This window comes from Candidatus Poriferisocius sp., assembly GCF_965204015.1.
Taxonomy (GTDB): domain Bacteria; phylum Actinomycetota; class Acidimicrobiia; order Acidimicrobiales; family Bin134; genus Poriferisocius.
Window position 1 is genome coordinate 3,923,864 of the sequence record NZ_OZ241965.1, and the last position, 21,905, is coordinate 3,945,768.

Here is a 21,905-nt window from a genome sequence, read left to right on the forward strand (position 1 = left end):
ACACTCGTTGACCTCCGAACCAGGCGCGGACCCGGCCACCGGTACGCCCCTCTCGGTCAGGGGCGTCTCCCGGCGGTTCGGGTCCGTCCAGGCGCTGGCCAACGTGGATTTCACGCTGGAAGCAGGTGAGATCCACGCGCTTGTCGGCGAGAACGGAGCGGGCAAGTCCACACTGGCCAAGATCGTCGCCGGTTCGATCCGATCTGATTCCGGTTCGATGAGCCTGTTCGGCGAGCTCTACCGGCCCTCCTCGCGCCGGGAAGGAGCTGCGGCCGGAGTGGCCCACGTTCGACAGCAACTGTCGCTGGTCCGAGGCCTTACCGTCGCCCAGAACCTGCAACTGGGAAGACCAGATGCTCCGGCAATCTTCAATGCCGCCGCGGCCCGGGCCGAGGTTGAGCGGTGGTCCGACGAGTACGCGCTGAACGTTCCCGCGGAGACGCTCGTCGACGACATGCCGTTGGCCGTTCGACAGCAAGCTGAGATTCTCATCGCGGTGGCGTGGGGAGCACGGCTGCTGATCCTCGACGAGCCCAGCTCCGCGCTGGGACCGATCGAGACCCAAGCCCTCATTGCTCTGTGCCATCGCCTCCGGGCTGAAGGCACCCCCATCCTCTACATCTCCCACCGATTGCCCGAACTGGCTGAACTAGCCGATCGGCTCACCGTGCTTCGGGGCGGAAAGGTGGTGGTAGAGGGAGCCGATGTGCGGGCCGCCGACCTCCGCGAGGTCGCCACCCTGATGATCGGCGACGTCTCGCTTTTGGAGGTCAATCGGCCCGAGATTGCGCAAGGGCCAACCCGGCTGAGCGTCAGCAACCTCTCTGTCTCGTCAACCCAGGAGATCGGCTGTCACGACCTCGAATTCGAAGTAGCCGGCGGGGAGATACTCGGAGTGGTCGGCATCGCCGGCAATGGCCAGGAATCGCTGGCCCAGGCCCTCACCGGACAAGTCAAACTGGCCAGCGGCCACGTCGTGGTAGACGGCGAGGACATCTCCGGGTCGGCTCGGAAGGCCATCGCCGCAGGGGTTGCCCACCTGCACGAAGACCGCTCCACCGGACTGGCCGCTGCCTTCTCGGTGGCCGACAACGCCACCGCCCGCCATGTGGGAAGCCGGAGGTTCACCCGTTTCGGCGTCAGACTGCCGGACAAGATCGCCCGCCACGCCCGGGAATTGGTCGAGAGATTCCATGTCCGTCCCCCTGAGCCCGCCGCGATGGCAAGCTCGCTGTCGGGCGGGAATCAGCAGAAGCTGATGGCCGCTCGGGAACTCGAGAAGAATCCCACGGTGCTGGTGGCTCATGGCCCCACCAAGGGACTCGACCCTGAAGCGGCCAAAGCCATGCGCGATCGCTGTTTCGCGGCCGCCCAGGCCGGTGGTGCCGTTGTGGTTATTTCTGCCGACCTCGATGAGGTATCCGACCTAGCCCACCGGGTCATCGTGCTGTACCGCGGACGAGTGACCGACGCGTTCCCCATTGAGGAGATGACATCTGAGCGCCTGGGGGCGGCTATGGCCGGCTTGACCGAGACCACGGAGGCAGTGAGTGGCTGACACCTTCATCGGCGGCGATGTAGGCGACGCGTCCCCCGAGTCCCGCAAAGACGAGGGGCGCCGACTCACCACGTCGTTGTCGACAAGCTGCCTGGCCGTGCTCATCGCCATTGTTCTTGGCGGGCTGATCATGCTCATGTCCGGTGAGAACCCGCTTACCGCCTACACCGCCATGGTCGACGGCGCGTTCGGTTCGAAGTTCGCCCTCGGTGAGACCCTCTCCCGGGCCGCTCCCCTGGCCATTGTGGGGTACGGCACCGCAGTTGCGCTTCGCGCCGGCTTGATCACCATCGGCGCCCAGGGGCAAGTTGTGGCCGGGGCCATCGGAGCGCTCGTGACCGCCCAGTTCTTCGAGAGCGCTCCTTCGGCGGTTGCCATTCCGGCTGCCGCCCTGGGAGGCGCTCTGTTCGGCATGGCGTGGGTGTTGATCCCCGCGCTGTTGCGGGCCCACTTCAGTGTCAACGAGATCCTCTCCACCCTCCTGTTCACCGAATTCGCCGCCCTGCTCATCGAGTACCTCCTGAACAATCCCCTCAAACCCCCCACCGCCATCACGCCGCAGTCGGACCCCTACCCCGACAACGGCGTTTTGGGACTGGTGATCGACGGGACCCGCTTCCATATCGGGGTGTTCGTGGCCGTGGCCATCGGACTGCTTTTCGTGTGGTGGGTGCGCTCCGACCGGGGGTTCAGCTACGACCTGTACGGCGAGAACCCGAGCCTGGCCCAGAGCCTGGGCATCTCCGGCAACCGCGTCATCGTCAACTCGCTCCTCATCTCCGGGGCAACCGCCGGTCTCGTCGGATGGATTCAGGCCGCGGGGCTTCTCCAGAGGGTCTACGTGGAGATCGCATCCGACATCGGCTTCTTCGGCCTGGTTGTCGCCTTCCTCGGGGGGGCCACCCCGGGTGGAGTCTTGGTGGCGGCCCTCTTGTTCGGCGCCCTTCAGTCTGGCGGTCTGGCCATGCAGTCATCGGAGGGCATCCCGGCCTCGCTCTCCGACATCATCCAGGCGCTTCTTCTGCTCGGGTTCTCCATCCGCTATGCGCCCCAGATCATCCGCCTCACCCGCGGGGTCATGGCCAACTTCACCCTCATCGGGAAGAGACGGACATGAGCCAGCTTCTGGAAGCCACGTTTTGGAGCGCCACCGTGGCCGGCGGACTGCGGCTGGCCACCCCGTTGATCTACGCATCGATCGGCGAGACGTTCGCCCAGCGGGCCGGGGTGCTGAATCTGGGCCTCGAGGGCTACATGATCATCGGCGCCCTGACCTCCCTGTATGTCGCCGACCCAACCGCGGCCCCGCTCGGCTTCCTGGTGGGCGGGCTGGCCGGAATGGGCTTGGCGTTCATCATGGTCTTGCTCTCAATTCGCCTCTTCGCCAACCAAGTTGTGGTCGGTTTCGGGCTGACCATCCTGGGCATCGGCACCACGGGCTACATCTTCCACGTCACCACCGATGTCGGGGGACGAGACCGCCAAGTCTCCCTGCCATCGGAAATAGACATCCCGCTCCTGTCGGACATCCCATGGCTCGGCGATGCCGTATTCGGCCACAGCTGGTACACGTGGCTCTCGCTGGCGCTGGTGCTGGTGGCGGGATTCGTGGCGTCGCGGACCATCTTCGGTCTTGAGGTCAAAGCAGTTGGGGAGGACCCCGACGCGGCCGCGGCTAAGGGTGTCGACGTTTTGCGCATCCGCACGCAGGCCACGTTGATTTCTGGATTCCTCGGCGGTCTGGGCGGCGCCGCGCTGATGCTGGGCAGCGTGGGTCGGTTCCAGCCCTATCTCACCGCCAACCGCGGGTTCATCGCTCTGATCGTGATCATCATGGCCAGTTGGAGCATCTGGGGGGCCGCGGTGGGCGCGTTTGTCTTCGGGTTCTTCGAGGCACTGGGGTTCAACCTCAATAACGTGTTCGTGGACGTGCCCATCGAGGGTCTCAACGCCATACCGTTCTTCGTGGCCTTGGTGATCCTCACCGTGAGCGCCCGTTGGGCCCGGATGCCCCGAGGGCTGGGTGAGAACTACGTCCCCACGGTCTGATCTACCACGGCCCTGAGCGCCTGCTTGTCGGCATCGGAGCAAAAGGCGGCATCTATAGCTCGGTGCTGGGCGGCGACTAGATCGCCCAGACTCCAACCCAGGTGGTCGGCGGCCAACCGGAGCTCGCTGCACAGGGAGATGCCCAGCGTCTCGGGGTCGTCGGTGTTGATGGTGAAGCGCACCCCCGCCGCGGCCAGTTCCCTGATCGGATGGTCGTCCAAGCTTGAGTAGAGCAGGGTGCAGTTGGACGTCAGACAGACGTTCAGGGTGATGTTCCGCTCTTGGACCAGATCCAACACCGCCGAATCCTCAAGGCAGCGAACCCCATGATCAATGCGGCTCACGCCCAACAGCTCGATGGCGTCGCGGACCCCTTCAGCCCCCGACGACTCGCCGGCGTGGGCGGTGCGCCCCAGCCCGATTCGGGCCGCTTCGGCGTAGGCAGAGGCAAACCGGGGCCCAGTGCGCCCGGCGGCCTCTTCGTTGCCGTCGATGGAGAGTCCGACGATTCGTTCCAACCCTGCGCCTTCTATCCACTGAACCAACTGCTGGGCTTCTTCTTCGGATTGCTGCCGGAGAATCGAGGGCAGCAATCGAAAGTCGCCGAGGCCGTCGGCCTGGGCCCTATCGAACCCTTGAGCGCAGGCGGTGAAGAGCTCGCCAGTGGTCAGCCCCGACCAGTGGGTGGGATTCACGATTACCTCGGCGTAGACGATGCCCTGGTCATGGGCGTAGGCGGCAAAGTCGTAGGCCACTTGCTCAGCCGTGGGTTCGTCACGCACGAGCCCGCACACCCAGTCGAGCGTTTCCAGAAAGTCGGCCAGATTGTCCACCTCGAAGAGGCGATCCACGGGCCGGGGCGGCACCTCCCCGACCATGGCGGCTAGCTCGGCCACCCGCTCAGGGCGGAACGTGCCCTCCAGGTGGATGTGCAACTCGATCTTGGGGACAGCGCGAATCTGCTCCGCGCCGGGCGACGTCATGTGTAAATGCCGGGGGGAGGATCCCATCCGGTGAGGACGTGACGGCCGATCTCGGCGTGCTTCCACTCCACCGGGTCGTGCAGTGAGAGCGTGCGGACGTTGCGCCACCATTGATCGAATCCCAGAGGACGCCGTACCGAGCGAGTACCCATGAGCCCGAAGATGCCCTGCGCCGCGGCCAAACCGGCCCGGTCGGCCGCCGAGCGAGCGGCGTAGATCGGGATGGCCAGGTCGGTGCGGCTCATCTCGCCCCGCTCGAAGGCGTCGATCAACTCCCCACAGCGCATGGTCAACTCATGGGCGGCAGCCAGATCGGCCACCAGCTCCCCCGTCGTCCGCTGCACCATGGGATCGTCGGCCGCGTTGTCCACCTCGGCCGAGGGCCACGGGCGGCTGTGCTCGTTTACGAACGGCACCGCGGCCTGAAGCGCACCGATGCCTATCCCGATGTTCACCGCCGCGAATCCAGCCTCGAACCGGACCCCCGAATGGGGCAATGGCGCCCGCCCGGGGATGCTGGCATTCCACTCGGCACCCACATGGACGTTCTCAAAGCTGATGGACCCCGAATCGGTGGCCCGCTGGCCGAGGGTGTCCCAGTCGCGATGGACCGTCATGCCCGGGGTGTCTTTGGCCACTAGGTTCAACTGGAGTGCGAAGAACGGGTTCTCGGGGGTGAAGCGCTCGGGGTTGACGCCCCATACCGCCACGTAGTCGGCCTCGGCGGATCCAGTGGTGTAGATCTTCTGGCCGCTGATCACGTGGCTGCCGTCTTCTTGCTCCAGGGCCACCGTGGTGAACGGATCGGCCACCGTGCGCCCGGCCTCGGCCACGGCCAAGCCCAACATGGCGTTCTCCTCGAGGACCAGCGACGCCAGCCGGGGCTTCAGATCGTCGGAGCAGTAGCTGAAGATCTCCCGCACCAGCTCGTCGTGCACCTTGTAGACCTGGGCCACCGAGGAGTCGGCTGCGGCTAGTCGAACCTGGGCGTGCAGGCTGGCGGTGTGCGATGCCCCGATGCCGCCGAATTCCGCCGGCACGGCCAGCCCCAGGAATCCGCAGCCTTTGAGGGCCTCGACAGCTCTGGTGGGATACCGGCCCGCGTCGTCGTGCTCGGGCGCCAGCGGCGCCACCACCTCGGCAATCACCTCGTCCAGTGTCTCCAGGGCCTGCTCTTCGCCGTCGCCGAGCACCGGAGGGGCGATCGCCGATCCCAACAGCCGTGCCAATGTCATCGTTTTCTCCTCAATCGCCGGTCAATTGGATTCAACCTGTCCCCCGCTATCGTGCCTCATCCACAGCGCCTGGCCCATCTTTGTGCCCTATCCATTGTGAACGTGCTGCGGGCACCGGCAGCACAAGAGCACGGGAATGAACGACTGGGTGAAGGTGTCGATGAGACCCTTCTCGGTAAGGCCGTAGTCGGGGACACCGGCCAAACCGACGAAGGCCAGGATCATGTAGGGCGATGCAATATCGCAACCCAGCGACGCCGCGGCACGGTTGGCCTCAATCGACTCGTCGTACACCTGCTCCCATGGCTGGTCGCTCATGATCCCCCCCAAGGGGAGCGGAACGGTGGCCAACACCTCGCCGTCGGCCACGCACACGTAGCCGCCTCCGATCTGCTGGAGGGTGCGGGCGGCGTGAGCGAGGTCATCGTCGCTGGTGCCCACCACCACCAGATTCTGGTTCTCGCAGTTGCTGGTGATGCCCAGAGCGCCGCGGGTAAGCCCGAACCCCCGCACGAATCCCGTTGCCCGGGTATCGGTGCCATGATGGCGGTCGACAACCGTGATCTTGGCGATGTCGATGGCAGGATCGGGGACTACGTTGCCGTCCACTACTGGGAGCTCCGCTTCCATGGCCCGCTTGAAATAGCCGTCGTACATTTCCATGGCGCGAACCACGGCCACCTCGTCGGGAGCGGCGTCGGCTTCCACTCGGAACAGGTCGGGTCCGAAATCGCCGGGCAGATGAACCGTGTTGCGTATCCAATCCGGCATGGTGTCGGGATTGTCGAAGGCGGCCTCGCCGTCTCGACCGGCGACCTCTCCACCCACGATGACCAGCGAGGGTCGCACCTCAGCCAGGTCGTCGAGGAGCATCACATCGGCCAGCCGGCTGGGGGTGATCGAACCCAGTAGGTGATCAAGGCGGTAGTACTGCGCGGCGTTGAGCGAGGCCATCCGGTAGGCCTCTATGGCCGGGACCCCCTCGGCAATGGCGCTGCGGACGTGGTGGTCGATGTGGCCCTCGTCCCGGAGATCCTCCACGTGGCGGTCGTCGGCGCAGAAGCTCATGTGGTCGAACCCTCCGGATACTGCGCCAACATCCTCGAACACCAACGGCACGTTGTCGTTCATCGACCCCGACATCACCGTAATCATCACCCCGAGGCGGAGCCGGTCGATGACCTCGGCGGTGTCGAACGCGTTGTGGTCATCGCTGATGCCACCGGCCACATAGGCCCAGAGCGGTTCGTCGGTGATGCGGGCGGTGTGGCCTGTCAGCCTCCGGCCCGCGGCAATAGCGGTGTGGGCCTTGCGGGCGGCGGATATGTCCAGGTCGAACGGGTTGCTCTCGCCCAACGCGGCCACATTTGCCGCGGTGAGGCGCTCCAGCACGTCTTCTTCGGGCATCACTGCTCCGCCCAACTCCAGGTCGGGCACCCGGGGGATCTTGTGGGAGATCTGCTGGAAGATGCGCATCGGCGTGGCCGTGGAGGCCATGGCATCGGCGCCCTGGGTGCCGACCACGTTGGCCAAACAGTTGGGGTCGGCCAACACGGTGGTGGTGCCCCGGGGCACCACCAATCGGGCCAACTCCCCCGGCGTGAGCATGGTGTACTCGATGTGGAGGTGAACGTCGATGAACGTCGGCGCTACAAACTGGCCCGACGCATCGACTTCTATGGTGGCCTCCAGCCGTCCGGGCGGCGTCACCGCGGCGATGTGCTCCCCGACGATCAGGACGTCTCGCTCGATGAGCTCGCGGTTGTGGAGCGCCAGCACCATGCCGCCCCGAATGGCCAAGTCGGCCGGCTGATCACCTCGGGCGGTGGCCTGAAGCCGCAGAATCTGCTCGGGGGTGGGAGCAAGGTCGGCACCAATGAACATATTGCTCACGCCAATACGAGATCGTCGACCAGCTGACCTAGCGTGCCGTCGACAACGCCGATGTCGGTCACGTGCGGACCCGTCAAGCAGGCCAAGCTCATCAACATGACCGAGAAGAGTGGTTGGGTGAGGGGTCCGGGCGGCAGTCCTATGGCTTCGGCTGCGGCGCCCACCTCGCCTTGAAGCCGGGCGACCTCGGTGGCAGGCAAAGGCGACAGGATTCCCGCCACGGGGAGCTCCAGGATCGAGACCACTTCGCCGTCTCGTGCCACTGCGACCCCGCCTCGGGCGGCAATCACCGCGTTGGCCGCTACCGCCATGTCTGACGGGTCGCGGCCGAATACTGCGAGGTTGTGGGTGTCGTGGCTGAGCGTAGTAGCCACTGCGCCGGTCCAGTGTCCCCAACCGCCGAGTAGACCGGCGACTGGTGTGGCCGGAATCCGTCCGTGGCGGTGTACGACCACGTTCAGCAAATAGCCGTCGGGAATGGCAACGATCCCGTTGACGACCTCGACTTCGGCTTCGCCCCAGTCAGTAAGCACAACACCTTCGACCACTCTGAGACGGTGCTTGCCGTCGGCAATCCCAGGCAGCCGATAGACGAAGTCCTCGGGGGACATTGCCGGCAACTGGATCGTGTCGAGCGGAGGACTTGAGGGTGCCTCGGTGACCGGCTCAAGCATCGCTCCTCCGTGGGCCACCCGTCGACCGTCAAAGAACACGTCGTCGACCACGACGTCCTCCAATGAGGACAGCACCACCATGTCGGCCCGTCGCCCCGCGGCGACCTGGCCGAGGTCGGTGCGTTGGAGCCGGTAGGCCGCGTTATAGGTGGCGACTCGCAATGCTCTAACCGGTGGCAGGCCATAGCGGATCAGACGGCGTAGGAGGTCGTCGATGCCCCCTTCTTCCAGCAGCGTGAGGGCGAAAAGGTCGTCGGTAGCAGCGATGAGGTGGGTGGGGAACTCCGGTAGCTGGGCCAGTTCTTCGACTAGGAGCGGGAGCACGAAGTCGAAGGCGCCCCGCAGTTCGACGGTCATTCCCGCCCGAAGCTTCTCCATGGCATCAATGTGGGCGAACACCTCGTGGTCGGAGAATATGCCTGCGCTGAGATAAGCCTGGAGGGCGGGCCCGGTCAGGCCAGCGGCGTGCCCGCTGACCAGCTTGCCGCTCTCGTGGCCGGCGGCGACGATCTCCACCATACGGGTGTCGCGCGTCAAGACCCCGCCCATGTCCATGACCTCGGCTAGGCCACCTACTTCATCCCAGGAGAGCATCTCAGCGATATCAGCTGCGTGCAGATCGTGGCCCGAGAGTTCCAATCCCGGTAGCGGTGGTACGCAGGATGGGGCCTGTACGACGAAACGAACCGGCAGCCCTCGACTGGCTTCCACGGCGTACCGAACGCCTTCAACTCCGGCGATGTTGGCCAGCTCGTGCGGGTCTATGAAAACGGTGGTGGTGCCCCGGGGACAGACCACTTCCGCGTAACCGCCGGGAGTGAGCATCGAACTCTCGAAGTGCACATGCATATCGATGAATCCAGGGGCAATGAAACGGTCGGCGCAATCGAATGAGTCGGCGGCATCGGTGCGAGTTCCCGTTGGGTGGACGCTGGCGACCATCGGACCAACGAGTCCCACGTCAGCGCTGCGCAGCTCCCCTGTCCCCACGTCAACCACTGTGCCGCCAGTCAGGATCAGGTCGAAGGGTTCGTTGCCCAATGCGGCCCCGACTGCTCGAGACCGAGTCTCCTCGTCAAGATGACTGTACATAAACAGACGCTAGCTCTTGGCCGATGCCGCAGGCTGTGGAATGACTGGCAGACGACTACAGGCGAGCATGGCGGACACAAACAACTACTGTGGCCCGCGGAAGTGGCTGTTGAAGGCAGGTACGGTGACCAGTTTCTTGTTACGCGGTGGAACGGTGCTCCCGATGGAGGGCTCGAAGGCGGCCTTCGATCCGGGTTCAGTGTTGGTGATCGACGGCAAGATCGAGCTTGTGGGCCGCGTCGACGATGTCGACCAGCACGCTGCGGCCTCAAATGTGGAGGTGGTCGACGCCACCGGGCACGCGGTGGTCCCGGGATTTCACAACTGCCACCTGCACTCGGGCCTGCTGCGTGGAACCGCGGAATCGCTGGCCCTTTGGGAGTGGCTGGAAGACCACATCGATCCGGCCCACCGCGCTCTCACGCCGGAGATAGCCGAGGCGGCCTCGTGGATGGCCTACACCGAGGGACTGCGGGGCGGCACTACGTCGGTGCTGGACATGTGGCGGCACATGGATGGCTCGGCCCGGGTCGCCGAGGCCATCGGGATCCGGGCCACTCTGGCCCCCTACACCGCCGACCTGTACGACTACTTCGAGACCCTGGAGACCAATCGGCGGCTGCTGGAGTCCCACCGGGTGGCCGCCAATGGCCGGGTGCGCACTTGGGTGGGCCTCGAGCACATCTTCTATTGCACGCCCGACATGTTCCGAGGGGCAGCCGCCCTGGCCGAGGAGTTCGACACCGGTATCCACACCCATTCTTCGGAGTCGATCTGGGAAGTGCAGGAGTGCCTGCGCCAGTTCGGCCGCCGCCCCATCGAGGAGTTCTACAACCGGGGAATTCTGGGACCCCATACTGTGATCGCCCACGGGGTGTGGCTGGACGACCGGGAAGTGCAATTGATGGTGCAGACCGGAACCAGCGTCACTCACTGCCCCTGTTCCAACATGAAGCTTTCGTCGGGTCCGGCGCGGATCGGCTTCTACCGCCAGCAGGGCATGACGGTGGGGTTGGGCACCGACGGGGAGAAGGAGAACAACAACCTCGACATGCTCGAGGAGATGAAGTTCGCGTCGCTGCTCCAGAAGGTGAGCACTCTCGATCCCACCACCGGCGATCCCTGGGACATCCTCGACATGGCCACGCTTTCGGGCGCCCGGGCGCTGGGCCTCGACGACGTGACCGGCTCACTAGAGGCCGGCAAGGACGCCGATATCGTCACCGTGGACTTGGGCGGGCTGCACTTTGTGCCGGTCATGCGCGGAGACGATTTCAACATCGCCGCCCACCTGGTGTTCACCGCGTCATCCCACGACGTGGCCAACGTCTGGGTGCAAGGGCGGCAACTGGTGGCCAACGGAGAGGTGACTTCAGTCGACGTCGCCCAGGTTGCCGAGCAGGCCCAAGCCGCGGCCGAAGAGCTGTTCGAGCGCCGCCGTCATCTCAAAGGCGCCACCCCCAGCCCCGCAACCACCCTGGGGAAGAACGAGTAGCGCCGCTTGTCCCGCTAAGGCTGGTTCCTTAGAGACCGGTCGGGGTGAAGGTGAGGGGCATGGTTTTGGGAGCCCGGGTGAACACACCCTCGGGTGTGGGCGGCATGCCGTCGAATTCGACGTTGTCCATGGCATCGAGTAGTTGGTTGGTGGCGATGTCGACTTCGGTTTTGGCCAGCATGGCGCCGATGCAGAAGTGCCGGCCCAGGCAGAAGCCAGTGTGGTTGGCCGCCCCGGAGAACGCCTTGGACACGTCCAAGTCCTCACGGAAGATGTTGAAGGTGTCGGGATCGGCGTAGTGGCGAGGGTCCCGATTGGCGCCGGCGATGAGGCAGGTGACCGTAGAGCCAGCCGGGATGGTCACGCCGTGCATCTCCACGTCTTCCTCGGGCTGGCGCATGATCATTTGCACTGGCGGTGAGTGCCGCAGCGTCTCGGCGAAGGCGTTGTCGATGAGGCTGCGGTCGTCACGAACGGCTTGGAGCTGATCGGGGTTGGCGATCAGGTTCATCATCATGTTGGCCATCGCCTTGTCGGTGGTCTCTCCCCCGGCCACCAGCAGTAGCGACACGAACGCCTTGATCTCCAGGTCGGTCATCTGCTCGCCGTCGATGATGGCGGTACACAGCGTGCTGAGCAGGTCGTCGCCGGGGTTGGCCCGACGCTCGGCGATGATCGGCATCATGTAGGCCTCGAGCTCCTCTTTGGTCTGGAGCCCCTGGGCCATGACCTCCTCGTCGCCGGTGAGGTTGCTGAGGAACATCATGATCGAGTGGTACCACTTCTGGAACCGCTCGTGGTCCGACTTGTCCAGGCCCAGCATGTCGACGATCACGTTGATCGGGAAGCGGATGGAGAACTGATCGACCAGATCGACTTTGCCGTCGTGGCGGAAGCCGTCGATGAGGTCGCGGGCGTTGGCCTCGATGACCGGGACGAACTTGGCCGTCAGCTCGCTGCCCCGGAAGGCCGGCGCAATCAGGTTCCGGTGGGCTGAGTGATCGCGGCCCTCCATCTGGAGAATGGTCCGGCCGTGGACGGGCTCCAGTTGCCACTCATAGTTCTTTGAGGTGAATGCCTTGTCCTTGAAAGCCCGCTCCACGTCGTCGTAGCGCGAGATCAGCCAGGCCTCGGTGGCCTCGTGGTACACCACCGGGTGTTCCTCCCGCATGACCTCCAGCACGGCATTGGGGTCCTCAAGAAACGTTGGCGACAAGATGTCGGGTTCGATTGCAGTCACTGTTCCCCCTTGGTGGGCGCGGCCCGCTTGGTGGTTTCGCAGGGTACTTCCGGCGATCCAAGCCCACAATCTGCCTGCGGGCCGGGCAAACAGATTGCTGCTTAGGCGGGGTTGTTCAGAACCAGGCGCCGGATGCCGTCTTGCCAGTTCACCAGGCGGTCGGGGCGCAGGGCCTCGATGCGGCTGGTGTCCATGACGGTGCTGGGGATTGCGTTCTCGGACTCGACGATCTGGGGCGGGCCGCAGCCGTCGATCTCGGCCATGAATTCGCACCACTCGGCGACCGACACCAGCCCGGGGCTGGCCCAATTCAGCGTGGTGGCGGGCACCGAGGCCTGGTCGAGCAGCACGGGGATGTCGGCGGCGATGTCCTCGTCGTGGTTGAGGTTGTAGCGGGCGCCGTCGGTATGGACTTCGATGGCCATGCCGGCCCGCATCATCAGCAGATGGAACAGCGGCCAGCCGTTGGTGTCGCCGTAGGGCACGTTCAGCCGGGCGATCACCGTGGGCAGGTTGAACTCCCGGGCCGCGAACCGGGCCACCGACTCCGAGGCGATCTTGGAGATCGAATAGGTCGGCATCATGTGGGCGTGGTGGTTGCCATGGGGGCTGTCCTCGGTGAAGGGCTCGCCGCCGCTGGGCTGATAGACCGCGCCCGAAGAGCAGTGCATGAACGCCTCCGCGTCACGGAAATGGCTCATCAGATGGCCGGTGGCCTCCGAGCACACCGCCAAGTCGGTCTTCCAGTCGCCGGTCTTGATCACCGCCAGGTTCACCACCGCATCCACGTCGCGGGGGACGCCTGAGAAGTCGGCGTTCACGAAGTCAACCGCGATGCACTCCACTCCCCCAGCCTCAAGATCAGCCCGGGCATCAGGGTCTGAGAACCGGGCCAGCGCGATCACCCGATTGTCGGCGGCCAGGGTCTTGCACAGCGGTGGCCCCACCATCCCCGTCGGTCCCGTCACCACAATGGTCTTGTCCTGCAACTCCACAATGGGCTCCTTTGCAGATTGATGGGCTCAAACTACTGCCAGCCCACGGGGTGCGACACTCCAAGCAGCTCCAATCGGATTCCGACCAAGAGTGCTTTGGCAAAGTTTGCCAAAACGCTAGACTCTGGGGTCATGGCCACGATGAACGTATCTCTTCCCGACGATCTCAAGAGCTTTGTCGATTCTCAGGTCAACCATGGCAACTATGGATCGACCAGCGAGTACATACGGGATCTGATCCGCCACGACTACGACCGCGGCCAACTTCGAGACGCTCTCCTCGAAGGCGCCCGATCCCCCATCGCCACCGAAGCCGACCCTACCTACTTCGAATCACTCCGAGACCAAGCACAGGCCAACACCTAGCCCGTGCAAGTCCACCTCCGCGCCCTCGCGGCCAACGACGTCGAGGCCGCGGTGGCCTACTACCGCGAGGAAGCCGGTCCTGATACCGCACTCAATTTCGTAGACGCGCTAGAAGCCGCGATCAACCACCTTCAGCAGCATCCATTCACCGGATCGCTCCGATTCGCATTTGAACTAGAGATCCCAGAGCTTCGGAACTTGCCTCTCCAGAAATTCCCCTACCTCATCTTCTATGTGGCCACCGATAATCACATCGACATCTGGCGCATCCTGCACGCCCGAAGAGACATCCCCGCCCACCTCTCCCCGCCTCCACTCGCGTGATACCGCCAATCTCCGATGCGCTCAGAACGGACATCTGTCGGTGTCGGAGGGGGGACTTGAACCCCCACGCCCGTATTGGGCACTAGCCCCTCAAGCTAGCGCGTCTGCCAATTCCGCCACTCCGACGTGGACGCCGGGAAACCGGCGCAGAGGGCACCCTATCGCGCCGGGTACCCAGGGCTCTATGAGATTGCCAGCGGGCCTACGGAGCTGCCGGCCAGCGGGAGAGGGGAACCCCGCTGGCCGGCTGCCCGTCACCCGGCCTTCATCACCTGCGAACCTGGTGGGACAGGAGGTTGCCGTACCGGTGCGTCGTCTGGCTGACCGACTGTTCCCTCAGGTAGTGGAGCAGCTCGAGACGGCCGTTCGCCAGCACCGGGTCGTCGGCAACCTGGATCCCGAGGTCGTTGGCCGTGTCCCGGATGATCGGGGCGAGCGTCCCGATCACCCGCACCATGTCGGGCGGGGAACGGTCAAGCTGGGCAGCGAACTCGTCAGGTGTCTGCTCGGCCACGGTCGAGAGCGTGACGTCGACCCCGCAACGCTCAGCCGCGGCCAGCACCCGCTGGAACGCGATTTCGCGGCACGTGTCCTCGATGCGGACCGTGACGCGTTCAAGGGGGCGGTAGCGGAAGCGGTTCGATTCGCAGAACAGGCCGGTCGGGTCGTGCTCCACACCGAACTCTTCGGCCCAGGCAGCCGCATCGCTCTCGACTGCACGGGTCAGCCACGCTTGGTCCTCTACGGCTGGGGCCTCGGGAGACCATCGGCCGAGCTGTGCGACGTAGTTCGGCCCGCCAGCCTTGGCCCCGGGCCCAATGGTCGAGCGCTTCCATCCGCCGAAGGGTTGTCGCTGGACGATCGCACCGGTCGTTCCCCGGTTCACGTAGGCGTTGCCGACTTCCACGTTGTCGAGCCAGTAGTCGATCTCGGCTCGGTCCAGGCTGTGGAGACCGCCGGTGAGCCCGAAGTCGGTGCCGTTTTGGATCCGGACTGCGTCTTCAAGGCTGTCGGCGTGGATGAGTCCGAGCACGGGGCCGAAGCACTCGGTTTGGTGGAACCACGAGCCAGGCTGCACGTTCTCTCTGACGCCGGGCGTCCAGAAGCCCTTCGCCGTGCGCCGCGGCTCGACCAGCCACCGCTCACCGGTGTCGAGCTTGGTGAGGGCGCGCAGCAGCTTGCCGGTAGGTTCGACGATGGTTGGTCCGACGGTGGTGGCGAGGTCGGTGGGAGGGCCGACGCGGAGGCTCGACGTCGCGTCGATCAGTTGGCGGCGGAACCGCTCGGAGTCGTAGACGTTCCCGACGCAGATGGCCAGGCTGGCCGCCGAGCACTTCTGCCCGGCATGGCCGAATGCTGAGTCGACCAGGTCAGCGACCGCGAGGTCGAGATCGGCGTTGGGCGTGATCACCATTGCGTTCTTGCCCGAGGTCTCGGCGAAGATCCGCAGGCCGGGCTTCCAGGAGCGGAACAGCTGCGCCGTCTCGTGCGCACCCGTCAAGACAACGGCGTCGACGCTGGGGTGGGCGACCAGGTGGCGGCCTGTGTCGTTGTCGGGCACCCGCACGAACCGCAGCACATCCGCCGGGACGCCGGCGGCCCAACAGCACTCGGCCACCAGTTCCGCGCAGCGGTGGGTCTCGGGTGCCGGTTTGAGGATCACTGCGTTTCCAGCCGCCAGCGACGCCAAGACCCCACCGGCCGGGATGGCGACGGGGAAGTTCCATGGCGGGGCGACTAGCACCACCCCGAGGGGCTCGAAGGTGACGTCGTCCTGTATGAGATCGAGGGCGCGGTCGCCGTAGTAGCGGGCGAAATCGACCGCCTCGGAGACCTCGGGGTCGGCCTGAGCGACGGTCTTGCGGGCCTCGTGCGCCATGCACGACACGAGATCGCCTCGTCTGCGTTCGAGCTCGTGCGCCACCGCGTGGAGCACCGAGCGTCGTTCCTCGACACTTCGTGCGGCCCACCCACGTTGGGCGCCTCGCACGGATTCGAGGGTCGCGTCGATCTCGCCGACGTCATCGACCAAGGGTGCCCGAGGCTCGACGTCAGATGCCGCCAGTGCCTCGCTCAACCATTGCCGGTTCACCGCCAAGGCCGGGTCGGTGTCGGGCGTGTTCTGGAAGCCGGCGTCGGGCGCGATGGCTGTGGGCGGTGCTGTCCGGTCCTGACGGCGGTTGGGCGTCGCGCTGGCGGTCCAGCGATCGCGAACAGCCCGGCGAAACCGCTCGGCTTCGGATTGGGCGGCTGCGGACCCCGGCTCCATGGTGAAGAGGTGGTGGATGAAGTTCTCGTCCGACGCGTTCTCTTCGAGCCGGCGGAACAGGTAGCTGATCGCCACGTCGAGCTCAGCGGCGGCGACAGCCGGCGTGTAGAGCAGCACCCCGAAGGTGTCGGCCTGCAGCAGGCGGGCATGGGTCGGGGCCATGCCCTCCAACATCTCGAACTCGACTCGGTCAGTCACTGCCCGCTGTTCGGCGAGCAACTTCGCGAAGGCGACATCGAACAGGTTGTGACTGGCGACACCGACCTTCATTGCACCCAGCCGCTCGGCGTGGAGGAGCCAGTCGAGGCAGCGCTTGTAGTTGGCGTCTGTCTCGGCCTTAGTCGTGTATGGCGCCTGCTCCCAGCCGTGCATCGCGGCGTCGACCTGTTCCATGGCCAGGTTCGCGCCCTTGACAAGCCGGACCTTGACCGTCCCGCCCCGCTGTCCGTCGACATGTCGACCACGCCTTTCGGTGGCCCAGGCGGAGAGCTCCCGCAAAGCGTCGAACGAGTCCGGCAGGTACGCCTGGAGCACGACACCCGCGTCGACGCTGTGGAACCGCGGCTCGCTCAAGACCTCCGTGAATGCTCTGAGCGTCAGCTCGAGGTCGTGGTACTCCTCCATGTCGAGGTTGATGAACGTCGCCGGCGACGTGGCCCGGGCCTGCTCGAACAGCGGAGTGAGCGCCTTGGCCACCCGGGACACACACCCGTCGAAGTCCCATTCGTTGAGCTGGGAAACGAGCGACGTGACCTTTACCGAGACATAGTCGACGTCGGGCTCAGTCAGCAGCCGCATCGCCTCGGCGTGACGGCGGGCCGCCTCCCGGTCACCGAGCACGGCCTCACCAAGGAGGTTCACGTTGAGTCGGAATCCCTCTCGGCGACGCTGACCCAAGTGGGCCCGCATCGACCCGCTTTCAGCATCGACGATCAGATGTCCGATCAACGCCCGCATCCGGCGCCGAGCCAACGGCATCACCAGCCACGGCAGGATCGGGCCGAGCCATGCGCCAGCCCGTAGCAACAGCCGATCAGAACGGGACAAGAAGCCAGGAAGCTCCTCGTCATCCACCAACGCTGCGAGTTGATGCGCCGCCACCCGATTGTTCTCGGGCCGGATCACTCGGTCGACGAACCCCATCCCGAAACGCACGCCTGTTGGGTCTGCCACCAGACCGGCAAGACGTCGAGTGGTGCGGCCCTCAGCCGCGGTCTCCGCGACAGCAGCCCCACGGAGCCATTCGTCCACGAGTGCCACCGAGCGGTCCGCCAGCGCAGTCAGATCCTCAACCTCGGACGGGACATGCTCCTTTGGGTACGTAGTCATTCGTCAAGGTGTCGCACTCCTCCTCAGCCGCTCGCGCCGGGCCGAGGGCGGCTGAGGAGGAGTGGCCTCCCCGGGCGGTGCCTACCTGCCCGGGGAGGCAGGGGGATCAGAGCAGACCCTGTTCGGTGGCCTCCGCGATGTACGCCGCCTGAGCCGCTGCGAGAGCGTCTTCGGGCGACACGCCGTCGAGGATTGTGAGGAGCGCTTCGCCGATCTTGGCGCGAGCGATGCCAGCCGCCGGGTGCGGCGAGTCGGCACCCCGGCCTTCGACGAGGCTCGTCGCTGCGGCCAGCGCGTTGCGCGGCGCGTTCGGGTTGGTGGCATCTGCACGGGTGACGAGACCGAACTCGGCCGCAGCGTTCATGCTCTCGAGATCAGTGGCCGCGAGGATCGCCAGGAAGATCAGCTCCGGATCGACCCGGGTGTTCATCGGGATGGCGTAGCCGTCGATGTATGCCGGAGCGCCCCGGACACCACCAGGGGTCGAGCCGAGGGCCGGGGCGAACGCGATGTCGCCGACCACAGTCGACGCCTCGGGATCGTCCATGGCACCGGCACGCGACGCCCACAGGTAGCCGAGCGGGATCTCGGCGGTCTGCAGGCCGGCCTGCACGTCATCGACGCTGTACGAACCGTTGAGCGGCGAACACTCCTCGAGGATGCGGACGAGGATGTTGACAGCCTCGAGCGCCTCGGGCGTCTCCCAGTTGGTCGTGCCGTCGGGGTTGGTCGACCGGAGTCCGAGCGACGAGATCACGCTGTCGAAGTGGATGTACCAGCTCGACGGCGAGCTGAGCCGCATGCCGTAGGCGGTGTCGTAGCCGGCGTCCTGCAGGACCGGGCACAGGTCGAACAGTTCGTCGAACGTGTCGGGGACGTCGACGCCGAGCTCGTCGAAGATCGCCTGGTTGTAGAACGTGTGCAGCGTGTTCGACACCATCGGGATGGTGTAGATGTTGCCGTCGACCGAACCCATCTCGAGGAAGGCGGGGTCGACCTGGTCGAGGTCGAACTGATCGCGGTACTTCTCGATGAGATCGTTCAGCGGGTACAGGTAGCCCTGGTTGGCCAACTCGCCGATCACGTTGTTCGAGGCCTGGATGATTTCGAAGTTTGGACTGCCGGTAGCGAGATCGAGGTTCATCTGCTCGGTCGCCTGGGCCGAGTCGAGGAACTGGATGTTGAAGGTGTAGTTGCCTTCAGCGCACTCCTCGAGCTCGTCGGCGTACTGCACGACGATCGGGAACTCCCAACCGATCAGGTCGATCTCGACGTTATCCTCGGGGTTCGGAATGGGACACTCGTCGGAGATGAGCGCCAGCTCCACATCCTCTGCGGGCTCTTCGGCATCACCGTCGTCGGCACCCGCGCCGTCGTCGTCGGCACCGTCGTCGTCGGCACCGTCGTCGGCAGCACCATCGTCGGCAGCACCGTCGTTGGCATCACCTTCGTCGTCGGCAGCACCGTCGTCGGAGGCCGGCGCAGCGTCGTCGGACGTACTCGTGTCCTCGTCGTCATCGGAGCCACACGCCGCGGCGATCAGCCCCAGGACGAGGAGAAGCGCAACCAGCATTCGCCAGGTTGCATTCTTGTTCTTCATCGGATTCCCTCTCTCTTTGGCAACGTTCCATCCGGCTCGTTGCAAAGCCACCGAGTCGAAACTCGATGGGTTGACTTTACTCCAACGTTCAATGAAAACTCAAGTATGACTTCCCCGCTTCTGACAAACGATGAAATGCTCGTGTGGCGATCACTGATGATCCTCACGCGGCAGGGTCTGCCCCAACTCGAGCCCACCTTTCAACGCCACGGGCTGATCGCCCTCGACTACAGCATCCTCGTTGCGGTCGCCGAGGAACCAGAGGGCCGGATGAGCGCGGGCGAGCTCGCCGAGATCCTCGGGGTGACGCCGAGCCGGCTGAGCCATCGCCTCCGCAAGCGGGAGGAGGCCGGCGAGGTCACCCGCACGACCGCAGCGGCCGACGCCCGGAGAGTCACTATCGCGATCACCGACAAGGGCCGCGATGTCGTCGCCATGGTCACCGATCAGCACCGCGAGGACATCCGCCGGCTGCTGCTTGATCCGCTCGACGGACCCGAACAGACCGCCGAACTCGCCCGAGCGCTGGCCAGCATCGCCACCCGCATCACCGACCACCCGTACCTCACCCAGTACGTGCCGGAGGCGGCGTCGTCACCCGAGCGGGCCGGCTGACCTCATTGGAGCCACGCCCAGTGGACGGTCACGGCGCGAGCAACTCCTTTGCAGCGACCGAACCGTCGGTCACGGAAGGTTCTCGAGCAAGTCGACGCCGCATTGGGCGGCGAAGTCGATCAGGTCGATCAGGACCCAGTTCTCGTGGAGCTTGGGCCCACGGCGGACGTAGAAGTCCATGATGTTCTGGCCGATCGGACCACCTGTAGGGTTGATCCCCCGGAACGGCTCACCGGTGAAGTCGCCCCGCATACTCGGCCACCCGGTGAAGGCCGACGTGAGGCCGTCGGCGAATCGAGCCTCGTGGAACCCGCCCCGCCGGTTCGGGAACGAACGCACGGAAGGCCCCTGGGCGAAGCGCTCGAACTCGTCGAACCCGTACGCCGAGCCGACCCCGTGCGGCCCGTGCCAGACCATGTCGTCGTGCCAGTACGCGGCCATCCCCATCGACTCGAGATCGCTGCCGTTGAGGCGGTTGCAGCCACCCAACATGTCCTCGACGAGGCGCAGTGTGAACTCGGACTCGGCCAAGTCGCTCACGCCTCGCGTGAGACCGTTGCGGAGGATGGGACCCGGCGGCAGGTCGTTGCGCGCCGGAGGCTCGGGCAGCAGATGTATGCCGGCCTGCGCAGCGAACCCCACGATGTCGAACAGGACCCGGATCTCGACGATCTTGCCGTCCTCGATGCGGGCGAAGTCGCCGTAGCGCAACGACGCCGTGCGCCCCGAGGGTCGGATTCCGAACAGCTGGTGGGAGAACACCCCGGTGATGTGACCGGTGTGGGCGACCCACACTTCGTCGCCGTTGCAGATGCCACCCAGGAAGAGATAAGGCTCCCACCGTCGGTGGAGCAGCGCTTCGGCCAACGGCGCATGCACGGTCTCCCGCACCGCGGCCGCGCCGTCGAGTCGCCCGATCGGCGCAGGACCGTGGAACTCGACGTCGGGGTGAAGCGCGGTGCGATGGACGCCTGTGAACACATCCCAGATGAGCTGCTTGGCGGCCTGAACGTCCGCAACCCTCGGTGACACGGCGGCTACCAAAGCCGCTCGGACGCGATCCGAGCCCCGTCGGCCAGCGAGCCGAGCTTGGCGTACGCGATCTCGGGGTCGATTCCGGCGTAGCCGGCAAACGTCGAGAATCCGCAGTCGGTGCCTGCCATGACGCGCTCGCGGCCGACGATGCGGGCGAAGGTCTCGATGCGCTGGGCGATCAGCTCGGGGTGTTCGACGAAGTGGGTCGTGGTGTCGATCACGCCGGGGATGAGGATCTTGTCCTCGGGGATGTCGGTCTCGGCGAACGTCTTCCACTCGTGGGCGTGGCGAGGGTTGGCCGCCTCGAACAGGAATGCCCGCGGCTTGGCCTTGAGCGCGATGGGGAGCACCTGGCTCATCGGCGCGTCGTGGGTGTGGGGGCCCTCGTAGTTTCCCCAGCAGATGTGGAGCCGGAGCAGCTCGGCCGGGATGTTGGCGACGGCATGGTTGAGCGCTTCGACATGGATGTTTGCGAGCCGCTCGTACTCCTCGTCGGGCTGGCCCTTGAACATCATATGGCGACCGAGCCCGAGGTCGGGCGAATCGAGCTGCAGCACGTAGCCCGCACCGGTGATCGCCTCGTACTCCGCCCGCATACCGTCGGCGAGCGCGTACAGGTAGGTCTCGTGATCGCCGTAGTGGGCATCGGGCTGGAAGAGCGCGATCACGCCAGGGGACGCCGCGTTCATGAAGCCCTGGACCGGGTTGTGCTTGGCGACCGCTGCGTCCATGTTGGCGATGTCGGCCTTGCAGGGACCCAGGTCCTTGACCGTGATCGGCCCGACACACTGGGGGCGCCGGTACGTCGGCGTGCCGCCGGTCTTGGCCTGGCGCTCGAGGAACGACGGGAACTCCTCGAGATCGGCCGGAGCCCGACGTTCGCTGTCGCCGTCAAAACCGGTGATCCGGTCCTTGATGTAGGTGGCGTAACTGAGCTTGCTCATCTCGCCGTCGCTCACGACGTCGACGCCGACCGCCACCTGGCGCGCCACCACCTCGTCGACCGCGGCCGCGACGTTGGCCGCGTGAGTGTCGAGATCGACGTCGGCGCCTTGCTCGATCCCGAAGATGCCATCGGTGACGGCCTGATTGCGCGGAAGGGAACCGACGTGGGTGGTGAGGATCCGCTCGGTGCTCTGCTCCATCGTCTCGG

The 21,905-nt window shown here is 65.5% G+C and carries 17 protein-coding genes and 1 tRNA gene; 7 read left to right on the forward strand and 11 right to left on the reverse strand.

All coding sequences use genetic code 11. The features are described 5' to 3' along the window. Positions 1 to 7 precede the first annotated feature (7 nt). From ACOGJC_RS17820 to ACOGJC_RS17830, 3 genes are read left to right on the forward strand one after another with little or no spacing between them, the layout of a single operon-like run. Positions 8 to 1,558, forward strand: coding sequence for an ABC transporter ATP-binding protein (locus tag ACOGJC_RS17820; protein WP_419846334.1), 1,551 nt, complete (start codon positions 8 to 10; stop codon positions 1,556 to 1,558). After that, complete coding sequence (locus ACOGJC_RS17825) at positions 1,551 to 2,675, forward strand: ABC transporter permease (protein ID WP_419846335.1); 1,125 nt, start codon at positions 1,551 to 1,553, stop codon at positions 2,673 to 2,675. The genes ACOGJC_RS17820 and ACOGJC_RS17825 overlap by 8 nt, the downstream gene beginning before the upstream one ends. Next, positions 2,672 to 3,607 (forward strand): ABC transporter permease, encoded by a 936-nt coding sequence (locus ACOGJC_RS17830; RefSeq protein ID WP_419846336.1) that lies wholly within the window; start codon positions 2,672 to 2,674, stop codon positions 3,605 to 3,607. Before ACOGJC_RS17825 ends, ACOGJC_RS17830 begins: the two co-directional genes overlap by 4 nt. Here ACOGJC_RS17830 and add read toward each other — a convergent pair. The 4 genes from add to ACOGJC_RS17850 all read right to left on the reverse strand — a co-directional run bounded on the left by add (position 3,589) and on the right by ACOGJC_RS17850 (position 9,484). Beyond that, the gene (add, locus tag ACOGJC_RS17835; RefSeq protein ID WP_419846337.1) at positions 3,589 to 4,590 is read right to left on the reverse strand and encodes an adenosine deaminase; all 1,002 of its coding nucleotides are present in this window, start codon (positions 4,588 to 4,590) and stop codon (positions 3,589 to 3,591) included. The two genes, ACOGJC_RS17830 and add, sit on opposite strands and share 19 nt — an antisense overlap. Further along, on the reverse strand, positions 4,587 to 5,825 hold the full coding sequence (locus tag ACOGJC_RS17840) for an acyl-CoA dehydrogenase family protein (protein WP_419846338.1): 1,239 nt from the start codon (positions 5,823 to 5,825) through the stop codon (positions 4,587 to 4,589). Before ACOGJC_RS17840 ends, add begins: the two co-directional genes overlap by 4 nt. Positions 5,826 to 5,912: 87 nt before the next feature. Continuing rightward, positions 5,913 to 7,709 carry an adenine deaminase gene (locus ACOGJC_RS17845; protein WP_419848271.1) on the reverse strand — a complete coding sequence of 599 codons (1,797 nt, stop codon included), beginning with the start codon at positions 7,707 to 7,709 and terminating at the stop codon, positions 5,913 to 5,915. Positions 7,710 to 7,714: 5 nt separating this feature from the next. Then, positions 7,715 to 9,484, reverse strand: a complete 1,770-nt coding sequence (locus ACOGJC_RS17850) for an adenine deaminase (protein ID WP_419846339.1) — start codon at positions 9,482 to 9,484, stop codon at positions 7,715 to 7,717. 163 nt (positions 9,485 to 9,647) lie between these two features. On the opposite strand from ACOGJC_RS17850, the gene ACOGJC_RS17855 reads away from it, so the two are divergent. Beyond that, entirely contained in the window at positions 9,648 to 10,979 is a 1,332-nt protein-coding gene (locus ACOGJC_RS17855; RefSeq protein WP_419846340.1) for an amidohydrolase family protein, read from the forward strand. 28 nt (positions 10,980 to 11,007) lie between these two features. Here the strand turns inward: ACOGJC_RS17855 and ACOGJC_RS17860 are convergent, their stop codons facing one another. Together ACOGJC_RS17860 and ACOGJC_RS17865 are read right to left on the reverse strand one after the other, a co-directional pair. Further along, positions 11,008 to 12,219 (reverse strand): cytochrome P450, encoded by a 1,212-nt coding sequence (locus tag ACOGJC_RS17860; protein ID WP_419846341.1) that lies wholly within the window; start codon positions 12,217 to 12,219, stop codon positions 11,008 to 11,010. A gap of 101 nt (positions 12,220 to 12,320) precedes the next feature. Further along, positions 12,321 to 13,214 carry an NAD-dependent epimerase/dehydratase family protein gene (locus tag ACOGJC_RS17865; protein ID WP_419846342.1) on the reverse strand — a complete coding sequence of 298 codons (894 nt, stop codon included), beginning with the start codon at positions 13,212 to 13,214 and terminating at the stop codon, positions 12,321 to 12,323. A 132-nt stretch (positions 13,215 to 13,346) separates the two neighbouring features. On the opposite strand from ACOGJC_RS17865, the gene ACOGJC_RS17870 reads away from it, so the two are divergent. Together ACOGJC_RS17870 and ACOGJC_RS17875 are read left to right on the forward strand one after the other, a co-directional pair. Next, positions 13,347 to 13,580: a type II toxin-antitoxin system ParD family antitoxin gene (locus tag ACOGJC_RS17870; protein WP_419846343.1), complete on the forward strand. Its 234-nt coding sequence runs from the start codon at positions 13,347 to 13,349 to the stop codon at positions 13,578 to 13,580. 3 nt (positions 13,581 to 13,583) lie between these two features. Next, on the forward strand, positions 13,584 to 13,904 hold the full coding sequence (locus ACOGJC_RS17875) for a type II toxin-antitoxin system RelE/ParE family toxin (RefSeq protein WP_419846344.1): 321 nt from the start codon (positions 13,584 to 13,586) through the stop codon (positions 13,902 to 13,904). Between the two features lie 41 nt (positions 13,905 to 13,945). Here ACOGJC_RS17875 and ACOGJC_RS17880 read toward each other — a convergent pair. From ACOGJC_RS17880 to ACOGJC_RS17890, 3 genes are all read right to left on the reverse strand, one after another. Continuing rightward, positions 13,946 to 14,030 (reverse strand) — tRNA-Leu (locus tag ACOGJC_RS17880). 142 nt (positions 14,031 to 14,172) lie between these two features. After that, positions 14,173 to 17,502 carry a bifunctional proline dehydrogenase/L-glutamate gamma-semialdehyde dehydrogenase gene (locus ACOGJC_RS17885; protein ID WP_419846345.1) on the reverse strand — a complete coding sequence of 1,110 codons (3,330 nt, stop codon included), beginning with the start codon at positions 17,500 to 17,502 and terminating at the stop codon, positions 14,173 to 14,175. A 106-nt stretch (positions 17,503 to 17,608) separates the two neighbouring features. Further along, positions 17,609 to 19,102, reverse strand: a complete 1,494-nt coding sequence (locus ACOGJC_RS17890; RefSeq protein ID WP_419846346.1) for an ABC transporter substrate-binding protein — start codon at positions 19,100 to 19,102, stop codon at positions 17,609 to 17,611. Positions 19,103 to 19,258: 156 nt separating this feature from the next. Between ACOGJC_RS17890 and ACOGJC_RS17895 the strand changes: the two genes are divergently transcribed. Further along, a complete protein-coding gene (locus ACOGJC_RS17895) occupies positions 19,259 to 19,717 on the forward strand; it encodes a MarR family winged helix-turn-helix transcriptional regulator (protein ID WP_419846347.1) in 459 nt (152 codons plus the stop codon). 69 nt (positions 19,718 to 19,786) lie between these two features. Here ACOGJC_RS17895 and ACOGJC_RS17900 read toward each other — a convergent pair whose 3' ends face one another. Together ACOGJC_RS17900 and ACOGJC_RS17905 are read right to left on the reverse strand one after the other, a co-directional pair. Continuing rightward, positions 19,787 to 20,749 carry an ester cyclase gene (locus ACOGJC_RS17900; RefSeq protein ID WP_419846348.1) on the reverse strand — a complete coding sequence of 321 codons (963 nt, stop codon included), beginning with the start codon at positions 20,747 to 20,749 and terminating at the stop codon, positions 19,787 to 19,789. A 5-nt stretch (positions 20,750 to 20,754) separates the two neighbouring features. Continuing rightward, positions 20,755 to 21,897, reverse strand: coding sequence for a cobalamin-independent methionine synthase II family protein (locus ACOGJC_RS17905; protein ID WP_419846349.1), 1,143 nt, complete (start codon positions 21,895 to 21,897; stop codon positions 20,755 to 20,757). Between the last annotated feature and the right edge of the window lie 8 nt (positions 21,898 to 21,905).